Raw genomic sequence first — 26,239 nt, forward strand, 5'->3', positions numbered from 1 at the left:
TTAATCAAAAAATAACTGATTTAGTGCTACAATGATAGAAAACAGAAAATGAGGGATTGTTAGATGGCTTTTTTACAAGCAAGTATTTATTCAAATGTGTTAGAAATGGAAGTGTCAGTAAACGTTATATTACCACAAAAAACCGAGAAAAAAATAGGCACTGCAACCAAAGGAAACCTGACAGATGTTCCAGTGATGTATCTGCTTCATGGAATGGGTGGAAATCACAGTGTATGGGAAAGACGAACATCGATAGAACGCTATGTTGCTGATTTAGGATTAGCAGTGATCATGCCTTCTACTGATCTTGGTTGGTATACAGATACGTGTTATGAAATGAACTACTGGACGTTTCTTTCCGAAGAATTGCCGAATATTTGTCAGGAACTATTTCCTCAATTAACAACGAAAAGGGAAAAAACATTTGCAGTAGGGCTTTCAATGGGAGGATATGGAGCTTTAAAACTTGGATTGGCTAAGCCAGATAATTTCGGTGCGGTGGCTTCTTTATCAGGTGCTGTGAATCTTGCTGACAGAGTAGAGGATCTTTTAGCTATTAGAGGAAAAAAATTCTGGGAAGGTATTTTTGGGCCGTTTGAACAGATTAAAGGTTCAAGCAATGATCCAATGTTTTTACTTGAACAGCTCGTAAAAAGTGGCAAAACAGCTCCTAATATTTTTCTTTGCTGCGGTGAAGAGGATTTACTTTTATATGGAAATAAAAAGATGGCGGCGGCCTTGACTGCCAATACAATCGATCATACCTTTGAAACGGGGCCTGGTAATCATGACTGGATTTTTTGGGATGCCTGGATTCAAAGAGTTTTAGAGTGGTTACCGTTAGAAAAATAAATACGCAAAAAGCTTGGATCAATAAAAATATCCAAGCTTTTTGCGTATTTACTATTAGAGGAACGTATCTAAGCCATTTAGAAATACCCGCAATGTTTTCATAAAGAAATCCTTTTGTTTTTCTTTTTGTCGGTACTGAATACTCGCGCTGATATTATTCAATTCATGGTCTTGAACATATTGTTTCATTAAAATAATTTGTTTTTTTAAATAGTCATCCCCAGCCATGACTCTATTATATAATTTCTTTTCCTCTGAAGAATCCATCAACATACCAAATAATAGATGCTGTAAAGAAGTAATAGTCATGTAACTTAGCTCAATAGAAAAACCAGCTTCATTTAAAATACCAAGGATTGCATCTAGATTTCTTAAACGGGATGGATAAGAAGGGATAGTTTGAATTTCAATTTCTATAGCGCATGGGTATTGCTGATACAATTCATAATAATTTTCCATATATGCATAAATGGTTTCTTTCCAATTTTTTTGAGGTTTTGGTGGTACAAAATGATTTTCTATTTCTTCAGCCATACTTTGGAGTAAGGCTTGTTTATTTTCAACATGCCAGTATATTGCAGGTGCTTGAATCCCTAATTTTTGAGCCACTTTTCGCATGGATAATTTTTCTAATTCAGGGTTTTCTGCTAGTAACTGAAATGCAGCTTGAATGATTTTGTCTTTTGATAATTTTGAGTCCAAATTTTTTCATCCTTTTATCTAAAAATAGAAGCTAACTTCTTGAATTTCATTTCCAAAAATGGTAAATTGTTATGCAGCCTAATTTTACAGTGTTAAGTTTGTGAAATTATTGAAGGTAATGGTGTCTTGCCTCCTTCACATCATAACACTAAATGGTCATTGAAAGTTGCACAATGAATCAGATTAAGCTAGATTTACAAAGAAAGTTGGGATCACGTGAGTATTATTATGGAACATGTCAAAAAGTACAAGCTGGAAGTTTCCATAGCTTTGATTACTGTTGTTGTCATGGTCATGTCGGCTTTATGGCAGCCTAAATTATTACAAAAAGTGTTAGAAGCAATTATTAAAGATGATAAGAGTCAGATGAAAGAACTTGGACTATACTTGATTGGGATTGCAGGATTGGGCTTGGTTGCAGGTGTATTCAATACGATTTATTCTGCTAAAGTTGCACAAGGTGTGAGTGCAGATATTCGAGAAGCAACATTCCGTAAGATCCAAACATTCTCATTTGGTAATATTGAGGAATTTTCAGCAGGTAATTTAGTTGTTCGTTTGACCAATGATGTCACTCAGATTCAAAATGTGATCATGATTGCATTACAGTCATTATTTAGAATTCCGATTCTGTTTATCGGTAGTTTTATTTTAGCAATGATGACGTTACCGCAGTTGTGGTGGGTGATCGTGTTATTAGTTGTCGCAGTATTCATTATTACAGCTTTATCATTTTCGCAAATGGGTAAACATTTTATGATTATTCAAACGTTGATCGATAAAGTGAATGGATTAGCAAAAGAAAACCTGTTAGGCATTCGAGTAGTTAAATCATTTGTTCAAGAGAAGAACGAACTCACCCGTTTTACAAAGGTTAGTGAAGAATTGACGAAACATAACTTGATTGTGGGAACACTATTTTCTGTGATGATTCCATCGTTTATGTTGGCAGCTAATTTAGCTGTTGTAGGATCAATTTTTCTAGTAAGCAATTTAGTAAAGGATGACCCGACTGTTATCGGTAGTATTGCATCATTTATGAGTTATTTGATGCAAATCATGATGGCGATCATTATTGGCGGAATGATGATGATGATGACTTCTCGTGCGGCGGTTTCTATCAAACGGATCAAAGAAGTGATGGACACTGTTCCTGCGCTTACGTATAAAGATGTGCCTGAGCAAGATCTAAAGGGGAGTGTCGTTTTTGATCATGTTAGTTTCCGTTATCCAGGCGATGAGGTGGATACACTAAAAGATATCTCGTTTTCTATTGCACCAGGTGAGATGATCGGGATCGTGGGCGCTACAGGAGCAGGAAAATCGACTCTAGCACAATTGATTCCACGATTATTTGATCCATCTGAGGGAAGCGTAAAAATTGGTGGAGTTGATTTGAAGGATGTTAATGAACATAGTTTACGTAAAGCTGTGTCATTTGTTCTACAAAAAGCGATTCTTTTCTCAGGGACAATTTCGCAAAATTTACGCCAAGGGAAAAAAGATGCCAATGAATCAGATATGAGTCGAGCAACTGAAATTGCGCAAGCCAAAGAATTCATTGAGAAGTTAGCATTACAATATGAAGCACCTGTGGCTGAAAGAAGTAACAATTTTTCCGGTGGGCAAAAACAAAGACTTTCTATTTCACGTGGTGTCATTGGCGATCCTAAGATTTTGATTTTAGACGATAGTACCAGTGCTTTGGATGCTCGCTCAGAACGATTGGTCAGAGAAGCTTTAGATAATGAATTAAAAGAAACGACAACGATTGTGATTGCGCAAAAGATTTCTTCCGTTGTTCATGCAGACCGAATTTTGGTATTAGACAAAGGACAATTAGTGGGTGAAGGAACACATGAAGCGCTAGTTAAAACAAACCCTATTTATCAAGAAATCTACGAAACTCAAAAAGGAAAGGATGAAAATAATGACTGATTTAATAAGAGCAAGTAAATTCTTTTTTCATTATTTAAAACGTTACAAACTTTCCTTCTTGTTTATCTTTGTGACAATTGTTATTGCAACGTATCTACAAGTGAAAGCCCCACAATTTGTTGGTGAAGCGATTCAAGAATTAGCAAATTATGTGGGCGCTTTGATGCAAGGAACAGATGATAAGAGTAAGTTTATGGAGATTATCTGGAAATTGTTGATTTTCTATGTATTGACAAGTGCAGCTAACTTCATTTACAGTATTTTATTTACTCAAGTTGTTGGGAAGTCAACGAATCGGATGCGGATCGGTTTGTTTAATAAATTAGAAAAATTGACGATTCGTTTTTTTGATTCCCATCAAGATGGTGAAATTTTGAGTCGATTTACTAGTGATTTAGATAATATTCAAAATAGTTTGAATCAAGCGCTACTACAAGTATTGACTAATGCAGCTCTATTTGTAGGAATTTTGATCATGATGTTCCGTCAAAATGTCCAGTTGGCATGGGCCACAATTGCCTCAACACCAGTTGCGATTTTGATTGCGGTAGTTGTAATCAGTAAAGCACGTAAATACGTTGATATTCAACAAGATGAAGTGGGTAAATTGAATGGCTATATGGATGAAAAAATTAGTGGACAACGTGTAATCATCACCAATGGCTTACAGGAAGAAACCATTGAAGGGTTCTTAGAACATAATGAAACAGTCCGTAAAGCTACATTTAAAGGACAAGTTTATTCGGGGCTATTGTTCCCAATGATGCAAGGAATGTCGCTTGTAAATACCGCTATTGTGATTTTCTTTGGTGGTTGGTTAGCATTGAATGGTGACCTAGAGAAAACAGTAGCTTTAGGGTTAGTTGTCACCTTTGTTCAATATTCACAACAATATTATCAACCATTGATGCAGATTTCTTCTGGTTATAGCATGATCCAATTAGCAATCACAGGAGCTCGTCGCTTGAACGAAATGTTTGATGAACCAGATGAAATCAATCCAAAAGATGGAAAAGAAATCAATGGTGTTAATGAATCAGTATCGTTGAATCATGTTGAGTTTGGTTATGATCCAGAAGTGCCGATTTTAAAGAATGTCTCGATCAATGTCAGCAAAGGCGAGATGGTTGCGTTAGTTGGTCCGACTGGTTCGGGAAAAACAACTATTATGAACTTATTAAATCGTTTTTATGATGTAAATAGCGGTTCAGTTACTTTTGACGGAACAGATATTCGTGAAATTGAGCTAAATAGCTTACGAAGTCATGTGGGAATTGTTTTACAAGATTCAGTCTTATTCTCAGGAACGATTCGAGCGAATATTGCTTTTGGTAAACCGGAAGCAACGGAAAAAGAGATTATTGGCGCTGCTAAACAAGCCAATATCCATGAATTTATCATGGAACAAGAAAACGGGTATGACACTGAAATTACAGAGGAAAACAATATTTTCAGTACAGGTCAAAAACAATTGATCAGCATTGCTCGAACCATCATCACAAATCCATCATTATTGATTTTAGATGAAGCTACAAGTAATGTAGATACTGTAACAGAAGCAAAAATTCAAAGAGCAATGGATGAAGCAATCAAAGGTAGAACTAGCTTTGTGATTGCCCACCGCTTAAAAACTATTCTGAATGCAGATCGTATCGTTGTTTTAAGGAATGGTGAAGTGATTGAGGAAGGAAATCATCATGAATTGCTGAAACAAGATGGTTTTTATGCAGAATTGTATCATAACCAATTTGTGTTTGAATAGTGTAGAGAAATCAATCGAAAAAGCGCTAAAACTAAAATTTAGTTTTAGCGCTTTTTTCAACTTTCAGCAACCTATTGGGGTTATTTTTTCTCAATACAAAATAGAATCGGTGGGTTATTTTTCTGGTTAATAAACTGATAAGTCATTACACTATAAATCTCTTGTGGAAGCTTTTTTGAATAATCTTGTACTAACATTAACTCTGATTCTCCGCCAGAATGACCATAGTAAACGACTAAAATGATTCGGCCTTTAGATTCTAATCTAGCAAGCAGAGCATCTAAAGCTTGCTTTGTTGTATCTGGTTTTGTAATGATCTGTTTATCACTTTTGGGTAGATACCCTAGATTGAAAATAGCCGCACGTAAGGACGTATCTTTTGGAATAGCGGTTGCGATTGTTTCGTGACCTTGATGCAATAGACGGACTTGAGCTTTTATGCCTGATTCAACAAGTCTTTTTTCAGTATTTTGTAGAGCTTGTTTTTGAATATCGAAAGCGTAGACTAAACCACGCGAGCCAACTAGTTGTGCTAAAAAAGCTGTATCATTACCATTTCCCATCGTAGCATCGACAACTGTATCGCCTTCTTGAATGATTTCCTTCAAAAGCGTATGACTAAAATGCAGCGCTGTTTGTAACATTAAATAAGTACCTCCTTAGCCTTACGAACATCATTAATTCCTTGAAAACTATTCCGACGCTTCATTTCATCATCGATCGCATTCAAAACTTCCCATTTTTTCAAGCTCCACATTGGACCTACTAAAGTATCCGTTGGTGCATCACCTGTTAGGCGATGGATCACGATTTCTGGTGGAATCATTTCCAGTTGATCACAAATAACATTGACATAATTTTTTCGTGTCATCAATTGTAAACGTCCCTCATGGTAATCACGCAGCATACGAGTATTTGTCATTAAATGAAGTAGATGTAACTTGATTCCTTGAATATCTGAATCAAGAATCGTTCGGCGCACATTTTCTCTCATCATATCTAGACTTTCTCCAGGCAAACCATTGATTAGATGTGTACAAACGCGTATATTATGCTTGCGCAATTTTGCAACACCATCTAGATAAGTTTGGTAGTCATGGGCTCTGTTGATTATAGTGCTAGTGTTTTCATAAGTTGTTTGCAAACCTAATTCCACCCATAAATAATAGCGTTGATTTAGTTCTGCTAGATATTCGACTACTTCATCAGGTAAACAATCAGGGCGAGTACCGATTGAAATGCCGACAACGCCTTTTTCATTTACCACTTGTTCAAAACGGTGTCGAATCACTTCAACAGGTGCGTGGGTATTCGTAAAATTTTGAAAATAAACAATATATTGATCAACTTGAGGCCATTTTTTATGCATCATCTGCACTTCTTTTTGAAATTGGATCGGCAAGGGATCTTGAGGTGCAACAATCATATCCCCTGATCCTGAAACACTACAGAAGGTACATCCACCCTTAGCAACTGTTCCATCACGATTGGGACAATCGAAGCCACCGTCTAAAGGTACTTTAAAAATCTTGCCGCCAAATTGTTGACGTAAGGCGTAATTCCATGTGTGATAGCGTTTGTTGGGATCTTCAGTATAGCCAAAATCAGACATCTTCATTCTTCTTTCTATTGTTGTTTACTTCTAAAACGCCAGATAAAACGTTTTTCTAAATAAATTGGATAGGTCATCAATAACCAAGCTAAACCAAAACAGAATCCGCCTAAAACATCACTTGGGAAATGGACCCCAGCATAAATCCGACTGATACCAATCAGTAAAATCCCAAAACCTAAGATAACTTGTAAAAGTAGACAAAGATTTTTTTGTTTAATAAATTGTGGTAAAAGCAAAATGATCGTTCCGTATAATAGTACACTTCCAGTAGAATGACCACTAGGAAAGCTGTAACTATGTTCTGTGACTAAATGATTCAATGTTGGACGTGGACGCATAAATACTAACTTAATCAATGGGTTTGCTATACCGGCAATCAAACCTGTGTTGATTAAAAGCCAAAGCATCTCAGCATAATATTTTCCTCTAAATAGAATAAAGGCAATCGCCAAAGTGAGAATCCCAACAGTCAAAGGATCAGCAAACTTTGTATACCAAATGAAAAACTGATTGGCTGAAGGATAAGGAGTTCTTACAAATGCAGTGATTGCTTGATCAAATCCGTGCAACCAGTCTGGATAAAAACGAACGACATATCCTAAAAACATAAAGACAACTAAAAAACAGCTGCCAGCAAATTGATAGTATAATTTATTCTTCATGAAAAATCCTTTCCAAATTAGATAAAACTCATTATAACATCAAATAATGAAGAACACATCTTAGAATCTAAAAAAAAGTGGCTAGGAAATAACTCTATGAGTCATTCCTAGCCACAAGGAATCCGAATAAACGGGGGAGCAGAAACAACTCGTCCCGACCTTTTTGAAAGCAAAAGAAAATTAGTTGTCTTCTTCATCCTCATAATCCGATGGTCCTTCAACAGAAATATCACCAGAATTTGTTTGTAATGCGAAGGATTTTGTTTCTTTTCCTCGTTTGTAAGAAGTTCGTTCTTTACCGAAAATAGTACTATCACCTAACTTAGTTTTAGTTTTGATTATTACATCATATAAAATTTCTTCTGTATGCAAATCAATGCTCCCTTGCTGTGTCTCAACTTGTAATTCTTTAGGGAGCTCTGTTCCATATAGCGAGAAATCTCCAGTGACACTTTTCACTTTTGCTGTACCTTTAAGGTCAGTTGCTTGGATTTCACCATTGGTTGTTTCTATGTTACCAATCCCTTTGACTCTAGTTAAAGAAATATCACCAGAGCTACTTAGCGCAGACCATTTAGAAGCAACAAAATCATTTACTTGAATTTCACCATTTGTCGTTTGAAACGTTGCTTCATCTGTTCGAACATCCGTATGGGTGTTAAGATCTCCGTTAGTAGTTTTGATTGCTAATTTTTCTGTATTGACATCACTGACACTAATATCTGCATTGTTCATTGTGATAGCTAAATCTTTTGTTGTTACAGTCGAAAGGTTGATCGTCCCATCTGCTTTTCCATCTATGACCAAGCGTTCAGTATCTTCCGGAATTGTTAGTGTTACAGCAGAACCTCTATCGAAAATATCGAATTTTAAACCATCTAATTCCATCTTTTTCTTATTACTATTTACCGAAATGGATAGTTGATCATTTTTCTCTTTAACATCTAAAGAACTATTTAGTGAAACGGGCACAGAACTTCGAGTATTCATTGTTACTTTATTTGAGTTTTCAGTTAAAATATAAAATTCAGCGTTACCTGAAAGGTCAAGGTGTATTTCTTTTGTACTTTGCTTGTTTTTTATCTCATAAGTTTGAGTTTTCATATCTGTCATGGAATGTTCAGCGCGTCTGAAATAAACAGCACTGCCAATTCCGCCAATGATCATGGCTAAAACTCCGATGGTTAGAAAAAAAGCAGTTGTCTTCTTCATACTAAATCTCTCCTCTTAAAACACGAATAGTCCATTGTAGGTAACGTCTCAATACTTTCCCAAAAAATTTTGTTAGTGGCGTCAGAATCAATAGACCGATTATTCCAGCACCAGAAAGGAATATACTTAGGAACAATTGGAACATCGTTCCATCATTAAAACCAGCAAAAATTGAGATGCCTCCTAAAATTGGTGAAAATAAGAAAAGGACAGCAGTTAACCACCCAGAAAATAAGAGCATAATAGAAGCAAAAATCATCCAAAACATAAAAAGAAAGTTAAATAAAAGGATACCTGCTATCTGACAGAATCGGGTAAAGCCATTATGGTGTGGACGTTCATAGGTGCGATAAGTATCATCATAAGGATGTTCTGGTATGTCTTCATAGTAATAATCGTTATTTACAATCGGCTGAATTTCTTGCCAGCCATCTCGTTCCAGTTTTTTTTCAGGAACACTGATATCAAACTCTTGTAAAATCTCTTCAGCGATTCCTCTAGGTTTGCCTAAGCTTTTTGCAATTTGTTCCTCTGTTTCTCCAGCAGCTGAGCGCTCCTCAAAAATTGTTTCATATTTATTTAAAATAAATACTTGCTGTTGGTTAGTTAGAGGTTTTAAATAGATTTTCAATTCGATCAAAAAGTGTTCTTTATTCATCGTTTTCCCCCATTTCATTTTACATTCCTGCTACTTCTTCTCCACTATAATTTTTTTTTGAAGGAATAACAAGTGCATAATCAAAAAATCAGCCTAAGGTAAAGAGAGGTATCGGACTTGAGACCTAGTCATCAAAAATAATAAAAGAATTATGGGAAAAGTAAGAAGAAATCCCTCGAAATTCTAATTGTAAATTAAAGAAAGAAAAAATTAAAAAATATTTCTATTTTCTTTGAAAAAAGGGTATACTATAATTCAAAGAATACTTTTTTTAGAAAATTCGGAGGATATATTATGAAGAAGTACACAACATCAAGAAAAGAGCGGAGGAAAGCCGAACAGAACAAGCTTGCTTACGATCAGTTAAAAAAAGGAACAACTGTGCTTAGCTCTGCAATTGTTGTTTCCTCAATTGCCGCACCGATTGCCGCACCAAAGATAGCTGAAGCGGCAGAAGACCAAAGTTCAAGTGCACAAGTAAGTTACTCAGATACAATTACACATACAGAAGCCGTTCAAAAACAAACGACAACTGACACTAACGATTCGATGACATCAGAAACGGAGACGACAACGCCTGAATCTTCAAGTGAAGAGACTTCGGAAACACAAGAATCATCAGAATTAAATACATCAGAAACAACAGAAAGTACTGAGACAACTGAAACTACAGAGTCAACAACGGATTCATCAACAACTGAAACAGAGAAACCAGAAGTACCAGACACACCAAATCTTGCGATGCGTTCAGCATTTTCTGCGCAGTCTAGAAGTATTAGTCCAAGTGCGTTTATCGCTGAAATTTCTGGACATGCTCGTTCTGTAGCGGCTGCAAATGATTTATATGCATCTGTAATGATGGCTCAAGCAATCCTTGAAAGTGATTGGGGAAGAAGTACGCTATCGGCCGCACCAAACCATAATTTATTTGGTATCAAGGGAAGCTATCAAGGGCAATCTGTTACAATGAAAACATGGGAAGTAATCAATGGACAGTGGATTCAAGTAAATGCAGCTTTTCGAAAATATCCTTCTTATTCTGAATCATTCAGTGACAATGCATATGTCTTGAGAAATACTTCCTTTCAAGCTGGAGTTTATTACTATTCTGGTGCTTGGAAAAGCAATACGAATTCATACAAAGATGCAACCGCTTGGTTAACAGGGCGTTATGCAACAGATCCTAGCTATAATACAAAACTGAACAATATTATTACAACATACAATTTAACCCAATACGATACGCCATCATCAGGTGGTGGCAACAGTGGAAATACAGGTGGCAATACCGGAGAAGGCAATACGGGTAATAATGGTAACGCTGGAGGGAATACGGGTGAGACCGGTAATCAAAATGTGACCCACACGGTAAAAGCTGGTGATAGCTTATGGGCGTTATCTGCGCAATATGGAACATCAATCGCGAACATCAAGAGCTGGAACAATCTTTCTAGTGATGTCATTTACGTAGGACAAAAACTGATTGTGAAAAAGGGTTCTGGAAATGCTGGTGGAGGTAGTACTGGTGGGAACAACGGTGGTTCAACTGGAAATACAGGTGGATCAGGCAATACAGGTACATCTAATACGTATTACACAGTCAAATCAGGTGATTCATTATGGGCTATTTCTAACGCAAATGGTGTAAGTATTGCCAATTTACGTCAATGGAATAATTTAAACGGAGATATCATTTATCCTGGCCAAAAATTAATTGTGAAGAAGAGTTCTGGTAATACAGGCGGAGGAAGCACTGGAGGCAACACAGGTGGTTCAACTGGAAATACAGGTGGATCAGGTAATACAGGTTCGAACTCCTATTACACAGTCAAATCAGGCGATTCATTATGGGTCATTGCTAATGCAAATGGTGTAAGTATCGCTAATCTACGTCAATGGAATAACTTAAATGGAGATATCATTTACCCAGGCCAAAAACTGATTGTAAAAAAAGGTTCTGGAAATACCGGTGGAGGTAGTACTGGCGGGAACAACGGTGGGTCAACTGGTAACACAGGTGGCGCTAACAATACTGGTACGAACAATAGTAATTATACAGTCAAAGCTGGTGATTCGTTATGGGCCATTGCTAATGCAAACGGAGTAAGTGTTGCGAACTTACGTCAATGGAATAACTTAAATGGAGATATCATTTATCCAGGTCAAAAATTGATTGTAAAAAAAGGTCAAGGGAACTCGTCAAGTCCATCTGGTAATCAAGGGAATAATCAAACATCAGGATCTCACACCGTAAAAAGTGGAGATACACTCTGGGGACTTGCGCAGAAATATGGAACAAGCGTTCAAAGAATCAAACAATTGAACGGATTATCTAGTGATATCATTTATATTGGTCAAAAATTGAAAGTCAAATAAAAGATTGAACTTGGCTAAGATATTTGGTAGTATAATAGCACATAGAGATATAGAAACAGTGAAGAGGAATAGTAGAAAGAACCATGTTTTAGAGAGCGTATGGTTGGTGAAAATACGTACAGAAGCTTTCGAACTCGCCTTTGAGTTATTTTACTGAACAAGTTAGATGTATTCACTTTACTAAGTAAAATCGGCGGCGGTCGTTACAACGCTGAGGCTTGTATATATACAAGTGAATTTAGGTGGTACCACGTTGTCAAATCACACGTCCTATAGGAACTTTTTCCTGTAGGACGTTTTTGTTGTGAATCACTACGATTGGCTATGCCAGAGTAGATGATGAACAATACTTGGCGACCATCGGGAGAGAAGTTACCATACTAAGGAATCATTATCTTTTGCTTTGATTGTATGAATTTGTAAGAGCAAAGTATTAGAATTAGAGAACTCTAATTGGCTATGCCAGAGTAGATGATGAACAATACTTGGCGACCATCGGGAGAGAAGTTACCATACTAAGGAATCATTATCTTTTGTTTTGGTTGTATGAATTTGTAAGAACAAAGTATTAGAATTAGAGAACTCTAATTGGCTATGCCAGAGTAGATGATGAACAATACTTGGCGAGCACCGGAAGAGAAGTTATCGTTCTAGTGAATGACAACCAAGTAAACACTATAAAAAGTGTGGAAAACGATCCTGAGAAATAGGTGAATAAATCGCCATCAAAAATCATTATTAAAAAGTTACCTAAATAGGAGGAGAAAAAACGTGAGTTACGACCACAAGCAAATCGAGAAAAAATGGCAAAAATATTGGGCGAAGCATAACAGCTTTACGACACATGATGATCCGAATAAAGAAAAATTTTATGCGTTAGATATGTTCCCATATCCATCAGGACAAGGGCTTCATGTAGGTCATCCAGAAGGATATACAGCAACAGATATTTTATCTCGAATGAAAAGAAGTCAAGGATACAGTGTTCTACATCCAATGGGGTGGGATGCATTTGGATTACCAGCCGAACAATATGCATTGGATACAGGAAACGATCCTGCTGATTTTACGAAAAAAAATATTGAAACTTTTAAACGTCAAATCAATTCATTAGGATTTAGTTATGATTGGAATCGTGAAATCAACACGACAGATCCAGAATATTATAAATGGACACAGTGGATTTTTACAAAATTATACGAACATGGTCTAGCTTATGAAGCGGAAGTTGCAGTAAACTGGGTGCCAGAATTAGGAACAGTAATCTCAAATGAAGAAGTTATTGATGGAAAAAGTGAACGAGGCGGCTATGACGTTGTTAGAAAACCAATGCGTCAATGGATGCTTAAAATCACAGCATACGCAGATCGTTTACTGGATGATTTAGAGTTAGTTGACTGGCCTGAAAACATCAAAGATATGCAACGAAATTGGATTGGACGTTCTGAAGGTGCTAATGTTGATTTCAAAGTTAAGGGAAGTAATGATATAATCACCGTTTTCACAACGCGTGCAGATACTTTATTTGGTGCTAGTTATTTAGTCGTTGCGCCTGAGTTAAAAATAGTTGATGAGATTACAACACCAGAGCAAAAAGCAGCAGTAATAGCTTATCAAAAAGAAGTAAGCAAAAAATCTGATTTAGATCGTACAGATTTATCTAAAACCAAAACAGGGGCTTTTACAGGGGCATATGCGATCAATCCGGTGAACGGCAATGAAATCCCAATATGGATCGCAGATTACGTTCTAGGAAGTTATGGAACAGGCGCTGTCATGGCTGTTCCAGCTCACGATGAAAGAGACTACGCATTTGCTGATAAGTTTGGCATCAAAATGATTCAAGTTATTGAAGGCGGAGATATCACGAAAGAAGCCTACACTGGGGATGGTCTCCATATCAATTCTGGGTTTCTAGATGGTCTAACAAAAGATGAAGCAAATGAAAAAATGTACCAGTGGTTAGAAGAAAATGGCTGTGGTAAAAAAGAAGTCACTTATCGCTTGCGTGATTGGCTATTTTCTCGTCAACGCTATTGGGGTGAACCAATCCCTGTGATCCATTGGGAAGATGGTACAACAACAACAGTTCCAGAATCTGAATTACCATTGAGATTACCGAAAACAGACGATATCAAACCAAGCGGTACAGGAGAATCCCCACTTGCGAATATTACTGAGTGGATCAATGTAGTTGATCCTGAAACAGGTAAAAAAGGCAAACGTGAAACAAATACAATGCCACAATGGGCAGGTAGTTCGTGGTATCATTTACGCTATATTGATCCACACAACAAAAATGAACTTGCCAACTATGAAAAATTAGAACGTTGGTTGCCTGTAGATATCTACATTGGCGGAGCAGAACATGCAGTACTTCACTTGCTATACGCACGTTTCTGGCATAAATTTTTGTATGACATCGGTGTTGTGCCAACTAAAGAGCCGTATCAAAAACTGTATAATCAAGGAATGATTTTAGGTCAAAGCTTCCGCGATAGCCGTGGAGTACTAGTTCCTACAAATATGGTGGAAAAACGAGATGGTGTATGGGTAAACAGCGAAACAGGGGAAAAACTTGAAGAAGCACCAGCTAAAATGAGTAAATCATTGAAAAATGTTGTAAATCCTGATGATGTTGTTGAAAAATACGGCGCAGATACACTAAGAATGTATGAAATGTTCATGGGTCCACTTGATGCATCAATTGCTTGGAGTGAAAATGGACTTGAAGGAAGTCGTAAGTTCTTAGATCGTGTATGGCGTTTGATCGTAGATGAAAATAATAAAATGCGTGATCGCATCACAACTGTAAATGATGGCCGCTTAACTAAAGTCTATAATCAAACAGTGAAAAAAGCGACAGAGGATATGGAAAACTTACACTTTAACACAGCGATTTCTCAGTTGATGGTCTTTGTGAATGAAGCCAATAAAGTTGATGTTTTGCCGTATGAGTACATTGAAGGATTTGTTCAATTACTAGCACCAATTGCGCCACATATCGGTGAAGAGCTATGGTCAATTCTAGGAAATGAAGACAGTTTGACGAATGCGCCTTGGCCAACATATGATGAGGCTGCACTAATCGAAGATGAGGTCGAAGTTGTGTTCCAAGTGAATGGAAAAGTTCGAGCAAAACTAAGTATTGCTCGAGGTTTGAGTAAAGAAGAATTAGAAGAAAAAGCATTAGCAACAGAAGAAATCCAATCATTTATTGAAGGAAAAACAGTGCGAAAAGTTATTGTTGTTCCAGATAAATTGGTGAATATTGTAGCGAATTAAATAATTTAGTAATGAGTCAGGGACAGAGGCATTTAACTTCAAAAAATAAGAAGTTTGAATGTTCCTGTCCCTACTTCAGTTACTATTTCATTTAAAGAATCATCCAGCCAAACTTCACCCAAAGCATCAGAAAAGCATAAAACCCACTTTGCACAATTTAAAACATCATGCTACAATACAACTAAGAAATGACGAAGGTGGTGAATAAGTACAATGGTCAACATGCCAAAAATAACAGCAAGTATTTCATATATAATAGCGTACCTAGCTTTTTGTCATGTTATTATTTCCAATTTTTTATCTCAAGGGACAAGTGTGTCCAAAAAGGGATAATCAATTGAATAAAACAGACCATTCAGACTTATTTACTTAAAAATGATCAGTCATAAAATAACAAGATGATCACAGTTGGATCAAGCCAAAACTGTCAACGATCGAACAGTGAGGAATTTGTAGTTAATAGTAGATAATGAAGGTTGAACAGAGAATGTTGTTCAGCTTTTTTGTGTACGCTAAAAATAGCTTTACTAGTCTAAAAAAGATAATCATCATTTGTGTTCATCTGTCTGAATGGCAGAAAGAGGAAGAAGATGTTAGTACAATTACAAAAAATCACCAAAAATTACGGGACAGTACCACTTTTTGAAGAATTAAATCTACAAATAAACGCAGGCGAAAAAATTGGCTTGATCGGCACAAATGGATCAGGTAAATCAACGATTTTAAAAATTATTACAGGAGCAGAAAGCATTGATTCAGGAACGATCAGCTGTAAAAAAAATAGTCGGATCGGCTATCTAGCACAAATACCAGAAGCAAGTGAGCAGAATGTAAAGACTTATTTATTAGAAACCTTTACATTATTGAATGACATTCAAAAACAATTAACCTATTTAGAAGAACAAATGGCAGTACAAGAATGTGACCTAGAAAAAATCTTAACTCGCTACGGTCAAAAACAAGAGGAATTCCAGCAGGCTGGCGGCTATGAAATGGAAAATCAATTGGAAATGATCACGAATGGCTTAATGATCGCTCATTTATTACCAAAAAAACTTTCAGAATTAAGCGGTGGTGAACAGACGATCGTTGCATTGGCAAGAATTTTACTGCAAAAAAATGATCTTGTATTACTGGATGAGCCGACCAATCATCTGGATGCGAAAAGAATCACTTGGTTGGAAGGGTATTTAACTCGTGAGAAAATGGCGTATTTGATTGTTTCTCATGATCGGTTATTTTTAGACCATACGGTAGAAAAAATCATAGAATTAGAAGATGGACGTTTACTGGAATACAAAGGAAATTATTCTGCGTATAAAAAACAAAAAGAAGAGTATCTTGAAAAATTGAGAAAAGATTTTTCTGAGCAGCAAAAAGAGATCAAAAAAATAAAATTAGCTATCCGTCGCTTTAGGCAATGGGGACACGAAGGCGATAACGAAAAATTTTTCAAAAAAGCGAAGGAACTTGAAAAACGATTAGAAAAAATCCAAAAAGTTCCTAAGCCTAAAGAAGACACAACTAAAATAGGTAAAAAATTTAAAGAAACAGACCGATCGGGTAAAGAAGTACTTCAATTTAAAGAAGTCAGTAAAAGTTATGCTGGACGAAAACTATTTGATAAAGCGGTATTTTCTCTATTTTGGAAAGATCATTCTGCGATCATAGGAGAAAATGGCGCAGGGAAAAGTACATTGTTAAAATTGGCTTTAGAATTAGAAGCGCTAGATAGTGGCGAGATCAAGCGTGGGACGAATCTTCATATCGGTTACTTACCTCAAGTTATTCAGTATGAAAATCCTAATCTGACGATTTTACAAGAATTCAATCAAGCGTGCAGTCTTGTTGAACAAGAAAGTCGACGAGTTTTAGCAAAGTATTCCTTTTACAGTGATGATGTCATGAAGCAAGTTCGATTCTTAAGTGGTGGTGAAAAAATTCGTTTAGAATTAGCAAAACTAATGCACAATAAGGTCAATTTTTTAGTGCTTGACGAACCGACCAATCATTTAGATATCGAAACGAGAGAAGAGATTGAAGAAATACTGGAAGAGTTCAACGGAACACTGCTTGTTGTTTCACATGACCGTTTCTTTTTACAAAAAATGTTTGATACATTTTTAATCGTTGACCAACAGAAAATCAGGAAGGAAATAGGAACTTACTTAGAGATCCTCACTTCTAAATAAATAAAATTTAAAAAAAGGCAAGAGGTTGGAACGGAAGTTTAGTAGTTTCATCTGCTCCCGCCGTTTATTCAGATTACAAGTGAGTAGGGCGTAACTCAAGGAGTTATGTTCCACTCACTTAATTTAGTTTCATCAACACAAACAGAAAAATCATCAAAAATTAAAAATAATGTTAGAATATTTAAAAAAACTTAACAATTGTGAATTGGTGATCAAAAAGGCTTGAACTATGATGAAACATATATAATTTCAAAAATAATCGGTAATAACGATAAAATAATTATATAAATTTAAAAAAACTATCGTTATTAAATTGATATTAAATTCGAAGTGCAATACAATAATAGGAGAAAGATATATTATTGTTATAATTTATATAAAATAGTAGAGGAGGTCGGTCATGAAAAAAAATATTCACTTGATTTTTATCAGCTTTATCATTTTAATAATTTTTCCGATTGATTGGTCCTATGCTATAGAAATTGAATCATCAGTTGAAGAACCTTCTGTAACAACGGAGTCAACCAAAGAAAACGAATCGTCAGATTCATCAGAATCAACTGTCAGTGATTCTTCATCTAGCCAAGAATCGACTGAGGAAGAAGAATCAATAGAAAATGAAAAAATAACGGATAGTAATGATATGAAAAATTCGATTGATGGAAATGATTCTGAAATAAATAGTAAAAACATGCTAAGAGCAGACGCGTTACAAGATGCAGACGGCTTCTGGCTAGTGGATTCAGCAGTTACTTTAACTGAATATTTAAAAGATAGTCAAAAGCTAAAATTTCGTTTAACCAATAATATCGACTTAGGAACTGCTGGTTATCAACTAAAAGACAGCATGATTATTGATGGTGCAAATCACATTATTACGTATAATAAAGGAGCTTCAGCTACTAGGGGTTTTTATGCAAATCAGGCAAATGCTGTAATCGAGATTCGGAATACTCAGTTTGGTAATAGTGATGGCTCTGGTGCAGTGGGGTATTATGGCTTTTTATCTGGAGGCTCCGCCGCTAATATGACATTTATCTTTGATGGTGTCGATTACTATTCAACAAATGGTCAAATGATTTATAACATAAACGGTTCGGTCATTATGCGAGGGCAAAACACGATCGATCAAAGAGGTACGAGTACATATTCCCAGGAATGGGCAGAAATCAATTACGTAGAAATTCAAAGTGGTCATACTTCGATTAAACATTCTTCCAATCAAACCAGTGCATTTATTTGGTCAACGAGCAGTTCTTCAGCGAATCCTTATGCAGGAAAATCTCAAATTGTAGTTAGAGAAAATGCACAACTTGATATCCAAACGAACAGTAATATGACATATGGTACTTTGGCGCCAAGTTATATCGTTGAGAAAAATGCAGTTTTTAATTTGGATAAAGTAAGTCTTGCTACAGGTGGTACAAGAAATCAATTTTTTGCTTCTTCTCAAACCCAACCAGTACTATTTGATTTTCAAGAAAACGCTCAAGTTGATTTCAAACTCCCTTCACCAATCAATCTTTACTCAGCTAAAGGTGGACTGACGATTGCAGAAAATGTAGATGTTTCAATAGATGTTGCGAGTGGTGCAATTTTCACAACCGCAGCTTCTAGTACATTTGCAATCAGTATGAACAAAGCAAAACAAGTCTCATTTTCTGGAACTAGTCTGGGTACTATTGGTCTAAACGGTGCGAATGGTATAAATAACTTGTCATTTACGAGCAACTATTTACAAAAAATTGAAACCTTTTCTAGTAAAACAAATAGCACACCAACGCAAGAAATATTTAAGAAAGCATCCGATTTAAGTATACAAGGAACAAATTTTACGAATATTGCAGGTACACCAGATTCATTCTCCGCTCAAGAAATTCTAGCCTTGAAAAATTCGCAGAAACTTGTCTTTAGTGAATTTATGGATGTGCCAGATCAGTTAGGATTGCGTGCTACGGAGGAAACAGATACATCCGTTTCTCTAGATGGTTCATCGGTTAATAATGGGAGTCCAGCATCAGAAGTTAAATTTTTCTTATTTACTGATAAAGGTGATACCAATGATCTAAGAAGAGCCAAGCATATTGTGACCTTGAACAATTTTGATGGACAAGAAAACACAGTGCTTGATTCAACCTATAAAGTAAAGGTAAATGATTTAAATCCCAATACCACTTATTGGGCGCAAATGGTTGTCATCAACCAAGCAGGAGAAAGTAATTTTTCCGATGCAACTAGTTTCACTACAAAGCCTCAGCTAAAAAATATCACGGCAGATGTGACAACGACGTCAGCAATCATCAACGGTGAGTTGGCAAGTGATACAGGAAAATGGACAGACTTTACAAATGGGGAAGCGGCAGCTCTTCCTGATCAAATTGCTTATTATGGTGGGAATTATCAGCAAGTCAAAGTGGAATACAGCAAGAGTAAAGACTTTCCAGCTGATGCAACAAAATCACAAATTGCGACTTTGACAGGCAATAAGAATCAGAAATTTTCAACGAAATTAAAAGGTCTTGATGGAGACGTTACTTATTATGTGCGTGTGAGAGTTACTGGAGTATCTGGAGAAGAAGTTGTTTTAGCAATGAATCCTTTAACTGAATTTCAAACAGTGACAGAAATTATCAAAGTAGAAGTTCCTATTGAAATGGCTTTTCAGACTCAAAATAAAGACCTGGGCACCTCAAAAGAAGGCGAAGTATCTTCTGGTGAATACCAAGTCGTAAACAAAGGAAATACCCCAACAAAACTATCGATAACAAACCTAACGAAAGAAAACGCCGCGGCGAATCAACTGCAATTGTTAGATAGTTTGTCAGGAAAATCTGGACAAGATGAACTAGCATTGCAAATGCTGGTAGACAACAACCAAGCAGCACCACTATTTTTAACAAGTGAATTGTCCAAAAACCCTTTATCGATCGGTGTTTTAAACGTGAATGAAGAAAAAAGTTTGAGCCTACAGGGCAAGTACTTTAATCCGACAAAGCAAGCGGTATTTCCAACCTACAAAGTGACATTCAAAGTTGAAAAAAATGAAGAATGAGAGGAATTCTATGGATAAAACAAACGAAGAAAAGAAGAACAAGAAACGACTGCTGATTTTACTGTTATTGTTTTTGGTAGCTGTATCAGCAGGCGGCTTATATTATTATTTTTCAACTAAAACAGAACCTGTCCAAGTCGTTTCTGGCGATTATTTACCCGATACAAAAGGCGCTAAAAAAATGAGTGACAAAGAAGTGAAAGCGGCTGAGCAAAAAGCTGTGGATGCTAGTAAGTTCAATATGGTCATTAAATCAGAGGCCGTATTTGAAAATGGCGACAGTGAAGGCAGTCTGTATATTCAAAATCCAGTCGAAAACGGCTATCCCATCAATGTAGTGATTCGTTTAGACAGCAATAATGAACAAGTTTATTCCTCTGGTGCAATTCAGCCGGGATATGAAATAAATGGAGCAAAATTAGAGAAAAAACTTGCTCAAGGAGATCATCCAGCGACAGCCACGTTTGATATTTATGATTCAAAAACAAACAAAAAGCGTGGACAAGTTCAAGCTGGAATTACAATCCGTATCAACAACTAATATCGTTATTTAACAGATTTTCTGTTGAAAATAAATCATCTTACACATAGAAGGAGAGACAATATGAAAACAACTAACTTTTTACTTGCTGCAATGATGCTCGGTCTAAGCGTATCAGGGGGAACACAACTAGTCTTAGCTGAAACAATCGATGGAGAAAATTCAGTCGATGTCATTATCAACGGAACGATTGGTAAGCTAGATAATACAGATCCAGATACGAATATCCCAGAAGGGTCTGATGAATGGATCAACGTGACTGTTGATACAGCGACAGCTTTCCATACAACAACTGCAAGTGCCCACAAAAACATTGAGTCTGCTGATTATAGTATCGTGAATAATTCAGGTCGTGGTGTTGCTGTGACATTGAATAAAATGGAAGGAACACCTAAGTATGTTGATACCTTAACAATCAATGCAAAAGGCAATGGTTTAGTTGCGACACCTGCTGCGACTAATTTGATTGAAAGCAATGCTTTAGTTGATTTGACAAGTGCACCTGTTTGGATGCGTTTAGCCAATAAAGATGGACGTCTGAATATCGCTACGGATGCTGCTTCGGCTTATGCAAATTCTGCAAAATTCAATTATACTGGTACGACAACGGCTAGTTTACCAACTGACGTTAATGAAAATGCAGCAACAGAAAACTACACACTAACATTGAAATTCACATCGATCCAAAAAGATGGTACAACACTTGGTGTAACACCATAATCAAATAAAGGCTGTGATAAACAATGAAGAAATTTAGTTGTCACATCATTACGATCATTCTTATGGCAGGCTGTATTAGTTTGTTCCAAGCTTCTGTTTATGCTTCCACTGCTGAAATAGAGGTAAATGGACAAATAGGCGGGAATAAAACCAACCCGCAACCGCCAAAAAAACACGAGCAAGAACTAGATACACAGTTAGCACAACCAAAACAAGCACATATAGAACTAAGAAAATTTCCAAATACTGGTAGTCTTATCGAAACAATCGCTCCGATTGGCTTCGTATTACTATTGATTTATTTACTTCTCAGTAGATGGAAAGCACATAGAAAAAACTATCCATAATGATAAGCTTAAAGCAGAGGATCAAACTTCTGCTTTTTATGTTTATCTAAGAGTTATGATTCTATAAGTGGTAAAAATGATAGAAATAATACTAGAAAAGGTTAATTGAAAAAAGTAAAAACGAATAAAAAAGAAATTGACAGCGTTTTCTTTCCGTGATATATTAATCGTAGTTAATGGAATTGTTACTGATTTTTCAGGCATAACCATAATATAGCAAAGATGATAAAGGCTTCTTTATCGTGATTGCTATATTATGGTTTTTCTTATTTTTCTATGAGACTGAACGAGCTTTTTCAGCTTTTATATGTCTAGCATCAAAAGCTAGTCTCTAGGAAAAAAGATAAAAATGGACTGAGACAAAAAGCGTCTCAATCAATTTATCCTATTTTTCTACGAGACTAAACGAGCTTTTTCAGCTTTTATATGTCTAGCATCAAAAGCTAGTCTCTAGGAAAAAAGATAAAAATGGAATGAGACAAAAAATGTCTCAATCAATTTATCCTATTTTTCTACGAGACTAAACGAGCTTTTTCAGCTTTTATAGTAAGGAGGTGGAACATGTATATAAAAAAGCGAATTAATAATAATGTTGTGTTGGCTGTCGATGGAGAATTAGAAGTGATTGTTGTTGGCAAAGGGTTGGGATTTCAAGTGTATCCCAATGATCCTGTCGATCCCACGTTAATCCAGCAAGTGTATCTGCCTACAGAAAAAATGAATGTTAAGCAGATGGCTGTTTTATTAAATGAAGCGAGTTATGAGGAAATTTTATTAGTCGAGAAAATAGTAAAAATGGGTGAAGAAAAATTAGGAAGAGAGATTAATCCCGTTATTTTATTTAGCTTACTGGATCATCTATTATTTGCCTTTAAACGACATGAAGAAGAATTGAAAATTCGAAGCCCAATCGAATGGGAAATCAAACAGTTTTATCCTCAAGAAGTTGAAATTGGTCTTCAATCAATTGCATTAATCGAGGAAGAAAAAGGGATTGTTTTAGCAGAATCTGAAGCAATATTTATTGCGATGCATTTTGTGAATTATCAATTCAATCAAGAATCAATGGAAACAACAATGGATTATATGGAAGCAATGGCTGATATTACCCAGTTAGTTCGTTACTATTTTCAAGTAGATTTAGATGAAACTTCAATCAATTATCACCGATTTTTGAATCATCTCAGGTATTATTTGATTCGGTTGAATGACCAAGAAACCGTAAATTCTCTAGATAACGAAGAAATTGTTTTAACTGTTAAAAAGAAGTATCCGAAAGAATTCAAATGTAGTTTGAAAATCAGCAATTATTTAGAAGATCGTTACAAGAAACAAGCGACAATTGATGAACAATTGTATCTGACATTGCATTTAGCTCGCCTATTACATTCATAAATATCAATACGAGGATTCGTTACAGCTCGGCTGGCAAGACCTGTTTGAAAAAGATTATTTTCTAAAGAAAATAGTTTTTTTGAACAGGTCTTGATTGTTTATAAAAAAGTGTTTCACGAAACTGAGATAAGAACCAAAAATAAAAATACTGAGCAGAAAAGAGGAGAAACTATGCAGGATTTAGCCCAAAAAATCATTACACTTATAGGTGGTGATGAGAATATCATCAGTCTGACTCATTGTGTCACGAGGCTACGATTTAATTTAAAAAACGAATCAAAGGCACAAACGCAAGCGATTGAAGAACTTGATGGCGTTATGGGTGTACAAAGACAAGGCGGACAATACCAAGTGATCATCGGCGGAAAAGTCAGTAAAGTTTATGCAGAGATCATCAAGATAATGCCTCGCCTAGATAGCAATGAGGAGCAAGCAGAAATAAGTATAGAAAAAGATTCACTGCTTAATCGCTTGATCAATACTTTATCAGCTATTCTAGTCCCAAGTTTAGCTCCAATCGTTGGTGGCGGGATGTTAAAAGGTTTTTTATTTATGTTGACAAGTTTAGGATGGGCAGATCCTGAAAGTGGGACAATGTTTGTGCTTAATATGACTGGAGATGCAATGTTTTATTTCTTCCCATTTCTATTAGCTGTCAGTAGCGCACGCAGATTTAAAACCAATGAATATATGGCTTTAAGTTTAGCTGGTGTATTGATGTATCCAACGTTGATCAATGCAGCAATTGCAGGAGAATTAACAAACGTTCAGTTTTTAGGCTTTCTTCCTGTTCCAGTCGTAAATTACAGTAGTTCGATTTTGCCAATCATTTTAGCTGTTTGGTTATTAAGCTATGTGTATCGTTTTTTTGAGCAGGTCATTCCAAGCATGGTGACAGTTATTTTTACACCGTTATTGACCTTAATTTTGATGGTTCCAGTGATGTTGATTGTTTTGGCTCCCATCGGTTTTTATGTTGGAGAATACATTGCACAAGGGATTGAAGCATTGATAAACTTTTCTCCGTTAGTGTCAGGATTTGTGATTGGTGCAAGTCGTCCTTTATTAGTATTGATGGGCATGCATCATGCGATTCGTCCAATTACACAACAGCAAATTGCCACATATGGTTATTCAACAATGGGGGCGATGAATTTTATGAGTACGATGGCTCAAGCAACCGCTGCTTTCGCTATTTATTTCTTGATTTCGAGTAAAAAGATGAAGCAAGTAGCGTTGTCTTCCACTGTTTCTGGGTATTTAGGCATCACGGAACCTGCTTTGTATGGTGTTTTAGTAAAATACAAAGCCGCTTTTGTAGGCGCATCTTTAGGTGGCGGAATCGGTGGAGCTGTTGGTGCTCTTTTAGGTGCAAAATCGATGGCTCCTGTAATGCCAAGTATTCTTTCGATTCCAGTTTTTCTGAACGATGCTGCGGTAGGATTTATTATTGCTTTAGTTGTTACATTGATCGCAACGTTTGTCAGCACATTTTTACTGGCAAAAAGTGTATTGAAAATTGATGGACAAACTGAAAATAGAAGAGAAAAAGAGGTGATTGTAGATAAAGATCAAGAGATTGTAACGATTTGCACACCTGTTTCTGGTATCGTTTATCCAATCAGTGATGTTGCAGATCAAACCTTTTCAAAAGAATTAGTTGGAAAAGGAATTGCCATCATGCCTGATGAAAACACAATTGTTTCACCAATCACAGGAGCAGTGACTGTCGCTTTTAAAACAAAACATGCAATAGGTTTGATATCAAAAGAGGGAATAGAGGTCTTGATTCATGTCGGATTAGATACGGTTGAATTGGAAGGACAGCATTTTGAGTTATTGTGTAAAGAGGGGCAAACAGTTCAGGTGGGAACACCGTTGATTCAATTTGACCGTGAAAAAATCAGTGAATTAGGGTACGATATAAGCGTGGTCATGGTTATTACAAACTCTGATGAGTATCTATCTGTTTTGGCGATGGATGATCAAAAAAAGGTTAAAGAAAACGATGTTTTGATTACGATAGTTCCAGGAGTAAGACATGGTGAAAATGAAGTGGGTTTAGTTGTAGAATGAGGGAAGAAAGGCAGTTTAACGGGTTCGCTTAGAAAAAATGATTGAGGCAAAAAGCACCTCAGTGATATTTTCCTATTTTTCAGTCAGCACTGAACGAGCCCGCTACGCTTTTATATTAAGGAGGAAATGAAATGAAAGTTATTGTAGTAAAGGATTATGATGAATTAAGTAAAGTTGCAGCACAGATGTTAATTGGTGAAATGTTTCAACGGCATGAGCGTGTGAATTTAGCGATAACAGCTGGTACGACGCCCATTGGTATGTACGAAAAACTAGTTGCTGAAGTGAAGGATAAGGATTATTTTGACAATGTACACTATTATAATTTCGATGAAATTCCCTATAAATCGGGCATACGTGAAGGGGTCACGATCGGTGATTTAAGAACGTTATATTTTACGCCGGCAGGGATTTCGGAAGAACAAATCCATATTTTAGATGGAGAAAACTATGAAAAACAGGATGAACGAATTGCAGATGCTGGTGGTTTAGATGCTATTTTATTAGGAATTGGTTCTGATGGACATTACTGCGGTAATTTACCTGGAACAACAACGTTTACTGATTTTACCACGAAAGTTGATTGTGATGAAGCAATGAAAGAACGAATCGCTCCACATTTTGAAGATCCTGCTGAAACACCTGATTTTTATGTTACAATGGGACCTAGAAGTGTGATGGCAGCAAGACATTTAATTCTTTTTGCAAGTGGAATAAAAAAGGCTAAAATTATGAAAGCGTTTGTTGAAGGCGCCATCACGGATGAAATCCCTGCTTCTATTTTGAAAATGCATCCGCATTTAACTGTTATTCTTGACGAAGAAGCAGCCAGTTTATTAGGTAAGGAGAAATGA

The 26,239-nt window shown here is 36.2% G+C and carries 19 protein-coding genes and 1 other annotated feature; of the genes, 13 read left to right on the forward strand and 6 right to left on the reverse strand.

The features are described 5' to 3' along the window. Positions 1 to 63: 63 nt before the first annotated feature. Positions 64 to 852 carry an alpha/beta hydrolase gene (locus I580_RS05725; RefSeq protein ID WP_010771007.1) on the forward strand — a complete coding sequence of 263 codons (789 nt, stop codon included), beginning with the start codon at positions 64 to 66 and terminating at the stop codon, positions 850 to 852. Between the two features lie 54 nt (positions 853 to 906). Here I580_RS05725 and I580_RS05730 read toward each other — a convergent pair whose 3' ends face one another. Further along, positions 907 to 1,554, reverse strand: a complete 648-nt coding sequence (locus tag I580_RS05730; protein WP_010771008.1) for a TetR/AcrR family transcriptional regulator C-terminal domain-containing protein — start codon at positions 1,552 to 1,554, stop codon at positions 907 to 909. Positions 1,555 to 1,782: 228 nt separating this feature from the next. On the opposite strand from I580_RS05730, the gene I580_RS05735 reads away from it, so the two are divergent. After that, positions 1,783 to 3,492: an ABC transporter ATP-binding protein gene (locus I580_RS05735; RefSeq protein WP_010771009.1), complete on the forward strand. Its 1,710-nt coding sequence runs from the start codon at positions 1,783 to 1,785 to the stop codon at positions 3,490 to 3,492. Next, entirely contained in the window at positions 3,485 to 5,254 is a 1,770-nt protein-coding gene (locus tag I580_RS05740; RefSeq protein WP_010771010.1) for an ABC transporter ATP-binding protein, read from the forward strand. The genes I580_RS05735 and I580_RS05740 overlap by 8 nt, the downstream gene beginning before the upstream one ends. An 80-nt stretch (positions 5,255 to 5,334) precedes the next feature. On the opposite strand, the gene mnmM is transcribed toward I580_RS05740, so the two are convergent. The 5 genes from mnmM to I580_RS05765 form a co-directional block, all read right to left on the reverse strand. Next, positions 5,335 to 5,898, reverse strand: a complete 564-nt coding sequence (gene mnmM / locus I580_RS05745) for a tRNA 5-(aminomethyl)-2-thiouridylate-methyltransferase MnmM (RefSeq protein WP_010771011.1) — start codon at positions 5,896 to 5,898, stop codon at positions 5,335 to 5,337. Further along, positions 5,898 to 6,866, reverse strand: coding sequence for a tRNA modification radical SAM protein MnmL/YtqA (gene mnmL, locus I580_RS05750; RefSeq protein ID WP_010771012.1), 969 nt, complete (start codon positions 6,864 to 6,866; stop codon positions 5,898 to 5,900). Before mnmL ends, mnmM begins: the two co-directional genes overlap by 1 nt. A 14-nt stretch (positions 6,867 to 6,880) precedes the next feature. After that, entirely contained in the window at positions 6,881 to 7,531 is a 651-nt protein-coding gene (locus I580_RS05755; protein WP_010771013.1) for a phosphatase PAP2 family protein, read from the reverse strand. A gap of 180 nt (positions 7,532 to 7,711) precedes the next feature. After that, the gene (locus I580_RS05760; protein ID WP_010771014.1) at positions 7,712 to 8,743 is read right to left on the reverse strand and encodes a DUF4097 family beta strand repeat-containing protein; all 1,032 of its coding nucleotides are present in this window, start codon (positions 8,741 to 8,743) and stop codon (positions 7,712 to 7,714) included. A gap of 1 nt (position 8,744) precedes the next feature. Next, positions 8,745 to 9,401, reverse strand: coding sequence for a DUF1700 domain-containing protein (locus tag I580_RS05765; protein WP_034860127.1), 657 nt, complete (start codon positions 9,399 to 9,401; stop codon positions 8,745 to 8,747). 294 nt (positions 9,402 to 9,695) lie between these two features. On the opposite strand from I580_RS05765, the gene I580_RS05770 reads away from it, so the two are divergent. The 10 genes from I580_RS05770 to I580_RS05815 all read left to right on the forward strand — a co-directional run bounded on the left by I580_RS05770 (position 9,696) and on the right by I580_RS05815 (position 26,239). Beyond that, a complete protein-coding gene (locus tag I580_RS05770; RefSeq protein WP_010771016.1) occupies positions 9,696 to 11,777 on the forward strand; it encodes a LysM peptidoglycan-binding domain-containing protein in 2,082 nt (693 codons plus the stop codon). A gap of 49 nt (positions 11,778 to 11,826) precedes the next feature. Next, positions 11,827 to 12,053: a binding site (T-box leader), on the forward strand. 495 nt (positions 12,054 to 12,548) lie between these two features. Further along, positions 12,549 to 15,062, forward strand: coding sequence for a leucine--tRNA ligase (leuS, locus tag I580_RS05775; protein ID WP_010771017.1), 2,514 nt, complete (start codon positions 12,549 to 12,551; stop codon positions 15,060 to 15,062). A gap of 590 nt (positions 15,063 to 15,652) precedes the next feature. Then, complete coding sequence (gene abc-f / locus I580_RS05780; RefSeq protein ID WP_010771018.1) at positions 15,653 to 17,254, forward strand: ribosomal protection-like ABC-F family protein; 1,602 nt, start codon at positions 15,653 to 15,655, stop codon at positions 17,252 to 17,254. A gap of 400 nt (positions 17,255 to 17,654) precedes the next feature. Continuing rightward, positions 17,655 to 20,306: a fibronectin type III domain-containing protein gene (locus tag I580_RS05785; protein WP_010771019.1), complete on the forward strand. Its 2,652-nt coding sequence runs from the start codon at positions 17,655 to 17,657 to the stop codon at positions 20,304 to 20,306. 10 nt (positions 20,307 to 20,316) lie between these two features. Continuing rightward, positions 20,317 to 20,847, forward strand: coding sequence for a hypothetical protein (locus I580_RS05790; RefSeq protein WP_010771020.1), 531 nt, complete (start codon positions 20,317 to 20,319; stop codon positions 20,845 to 20,847). 63 nt (positions 20,848 to 20,910) lie between these two features. After that, positions 20,911 to 21,567: a hypothetical protein gene (locus tag I580_RS05795; RefSeq protein WP_010771021.1), complete on the forward strand. Its 657-nt coding sequence runs from the start codon at positions 20,911 to 20,913 to the stop codon at positions 21,565 to 21,567. Between the two features lie 23 nt (positions 21,568 to 21,590). Then, entirely contained in the window at positions 21,591 to 21,914 is a 324-nt protein-coding gene (locus I580_RS05800; RefSeq protein ID WP_010771022.1) for an EF2685/EF0750 family sortase-dependent surface protein, read from the forward strand. 561 nt (positions 21,915 to 22,475) lie between these two features. Further along, positions 22,476 to 23,309: a PRD domain-containing protein gene (locus I580_RS05805; RefSeq protein WP_010771023.1), complete on the forward strand. Its 834-nt coding sequence runs from the start codon at positions 22,476 to 22,478 to the stop codon at positions 23,307 to 23,309. A gap of 171 nt (positions 23,310 to 23,480) precedes the next feature. Beyond that, positions 23,481 to 25,385 (forward strand): beta-glucoside-specific PTS transporter subunit IIABC, encoded by a 1,905-nt coding sequence (locus I580_RS05810; RefSeq protein ID WP_010771024.1) that lies wholly within the window; start codon positions 23,481 to 23,483, stop codon positions 25,383 to 25,385. Between the two features lie 131 nt (positions 25,386 to 25,516). Then, on the forward strand, positions 25,517 to 26,239 hold the full coding sequence (locus tag I580_RS05815; protein WP_010771025.1) for a glucosamine-6-phosphate deaminase: 723 nt from the start codon (positions 25,517 to 25,519) through the stop codon (positions 26,237 to 26,239).

Source organism: Enterococcus caccae ATCC BAA-1240, assembly GCF_000407145.1.
Lineage (GTDB): Bacteria > Bacillota > Bacilli > Lactobacillales > Enterococcaceae > Enterococcus_L > Enterococcus_L caccae.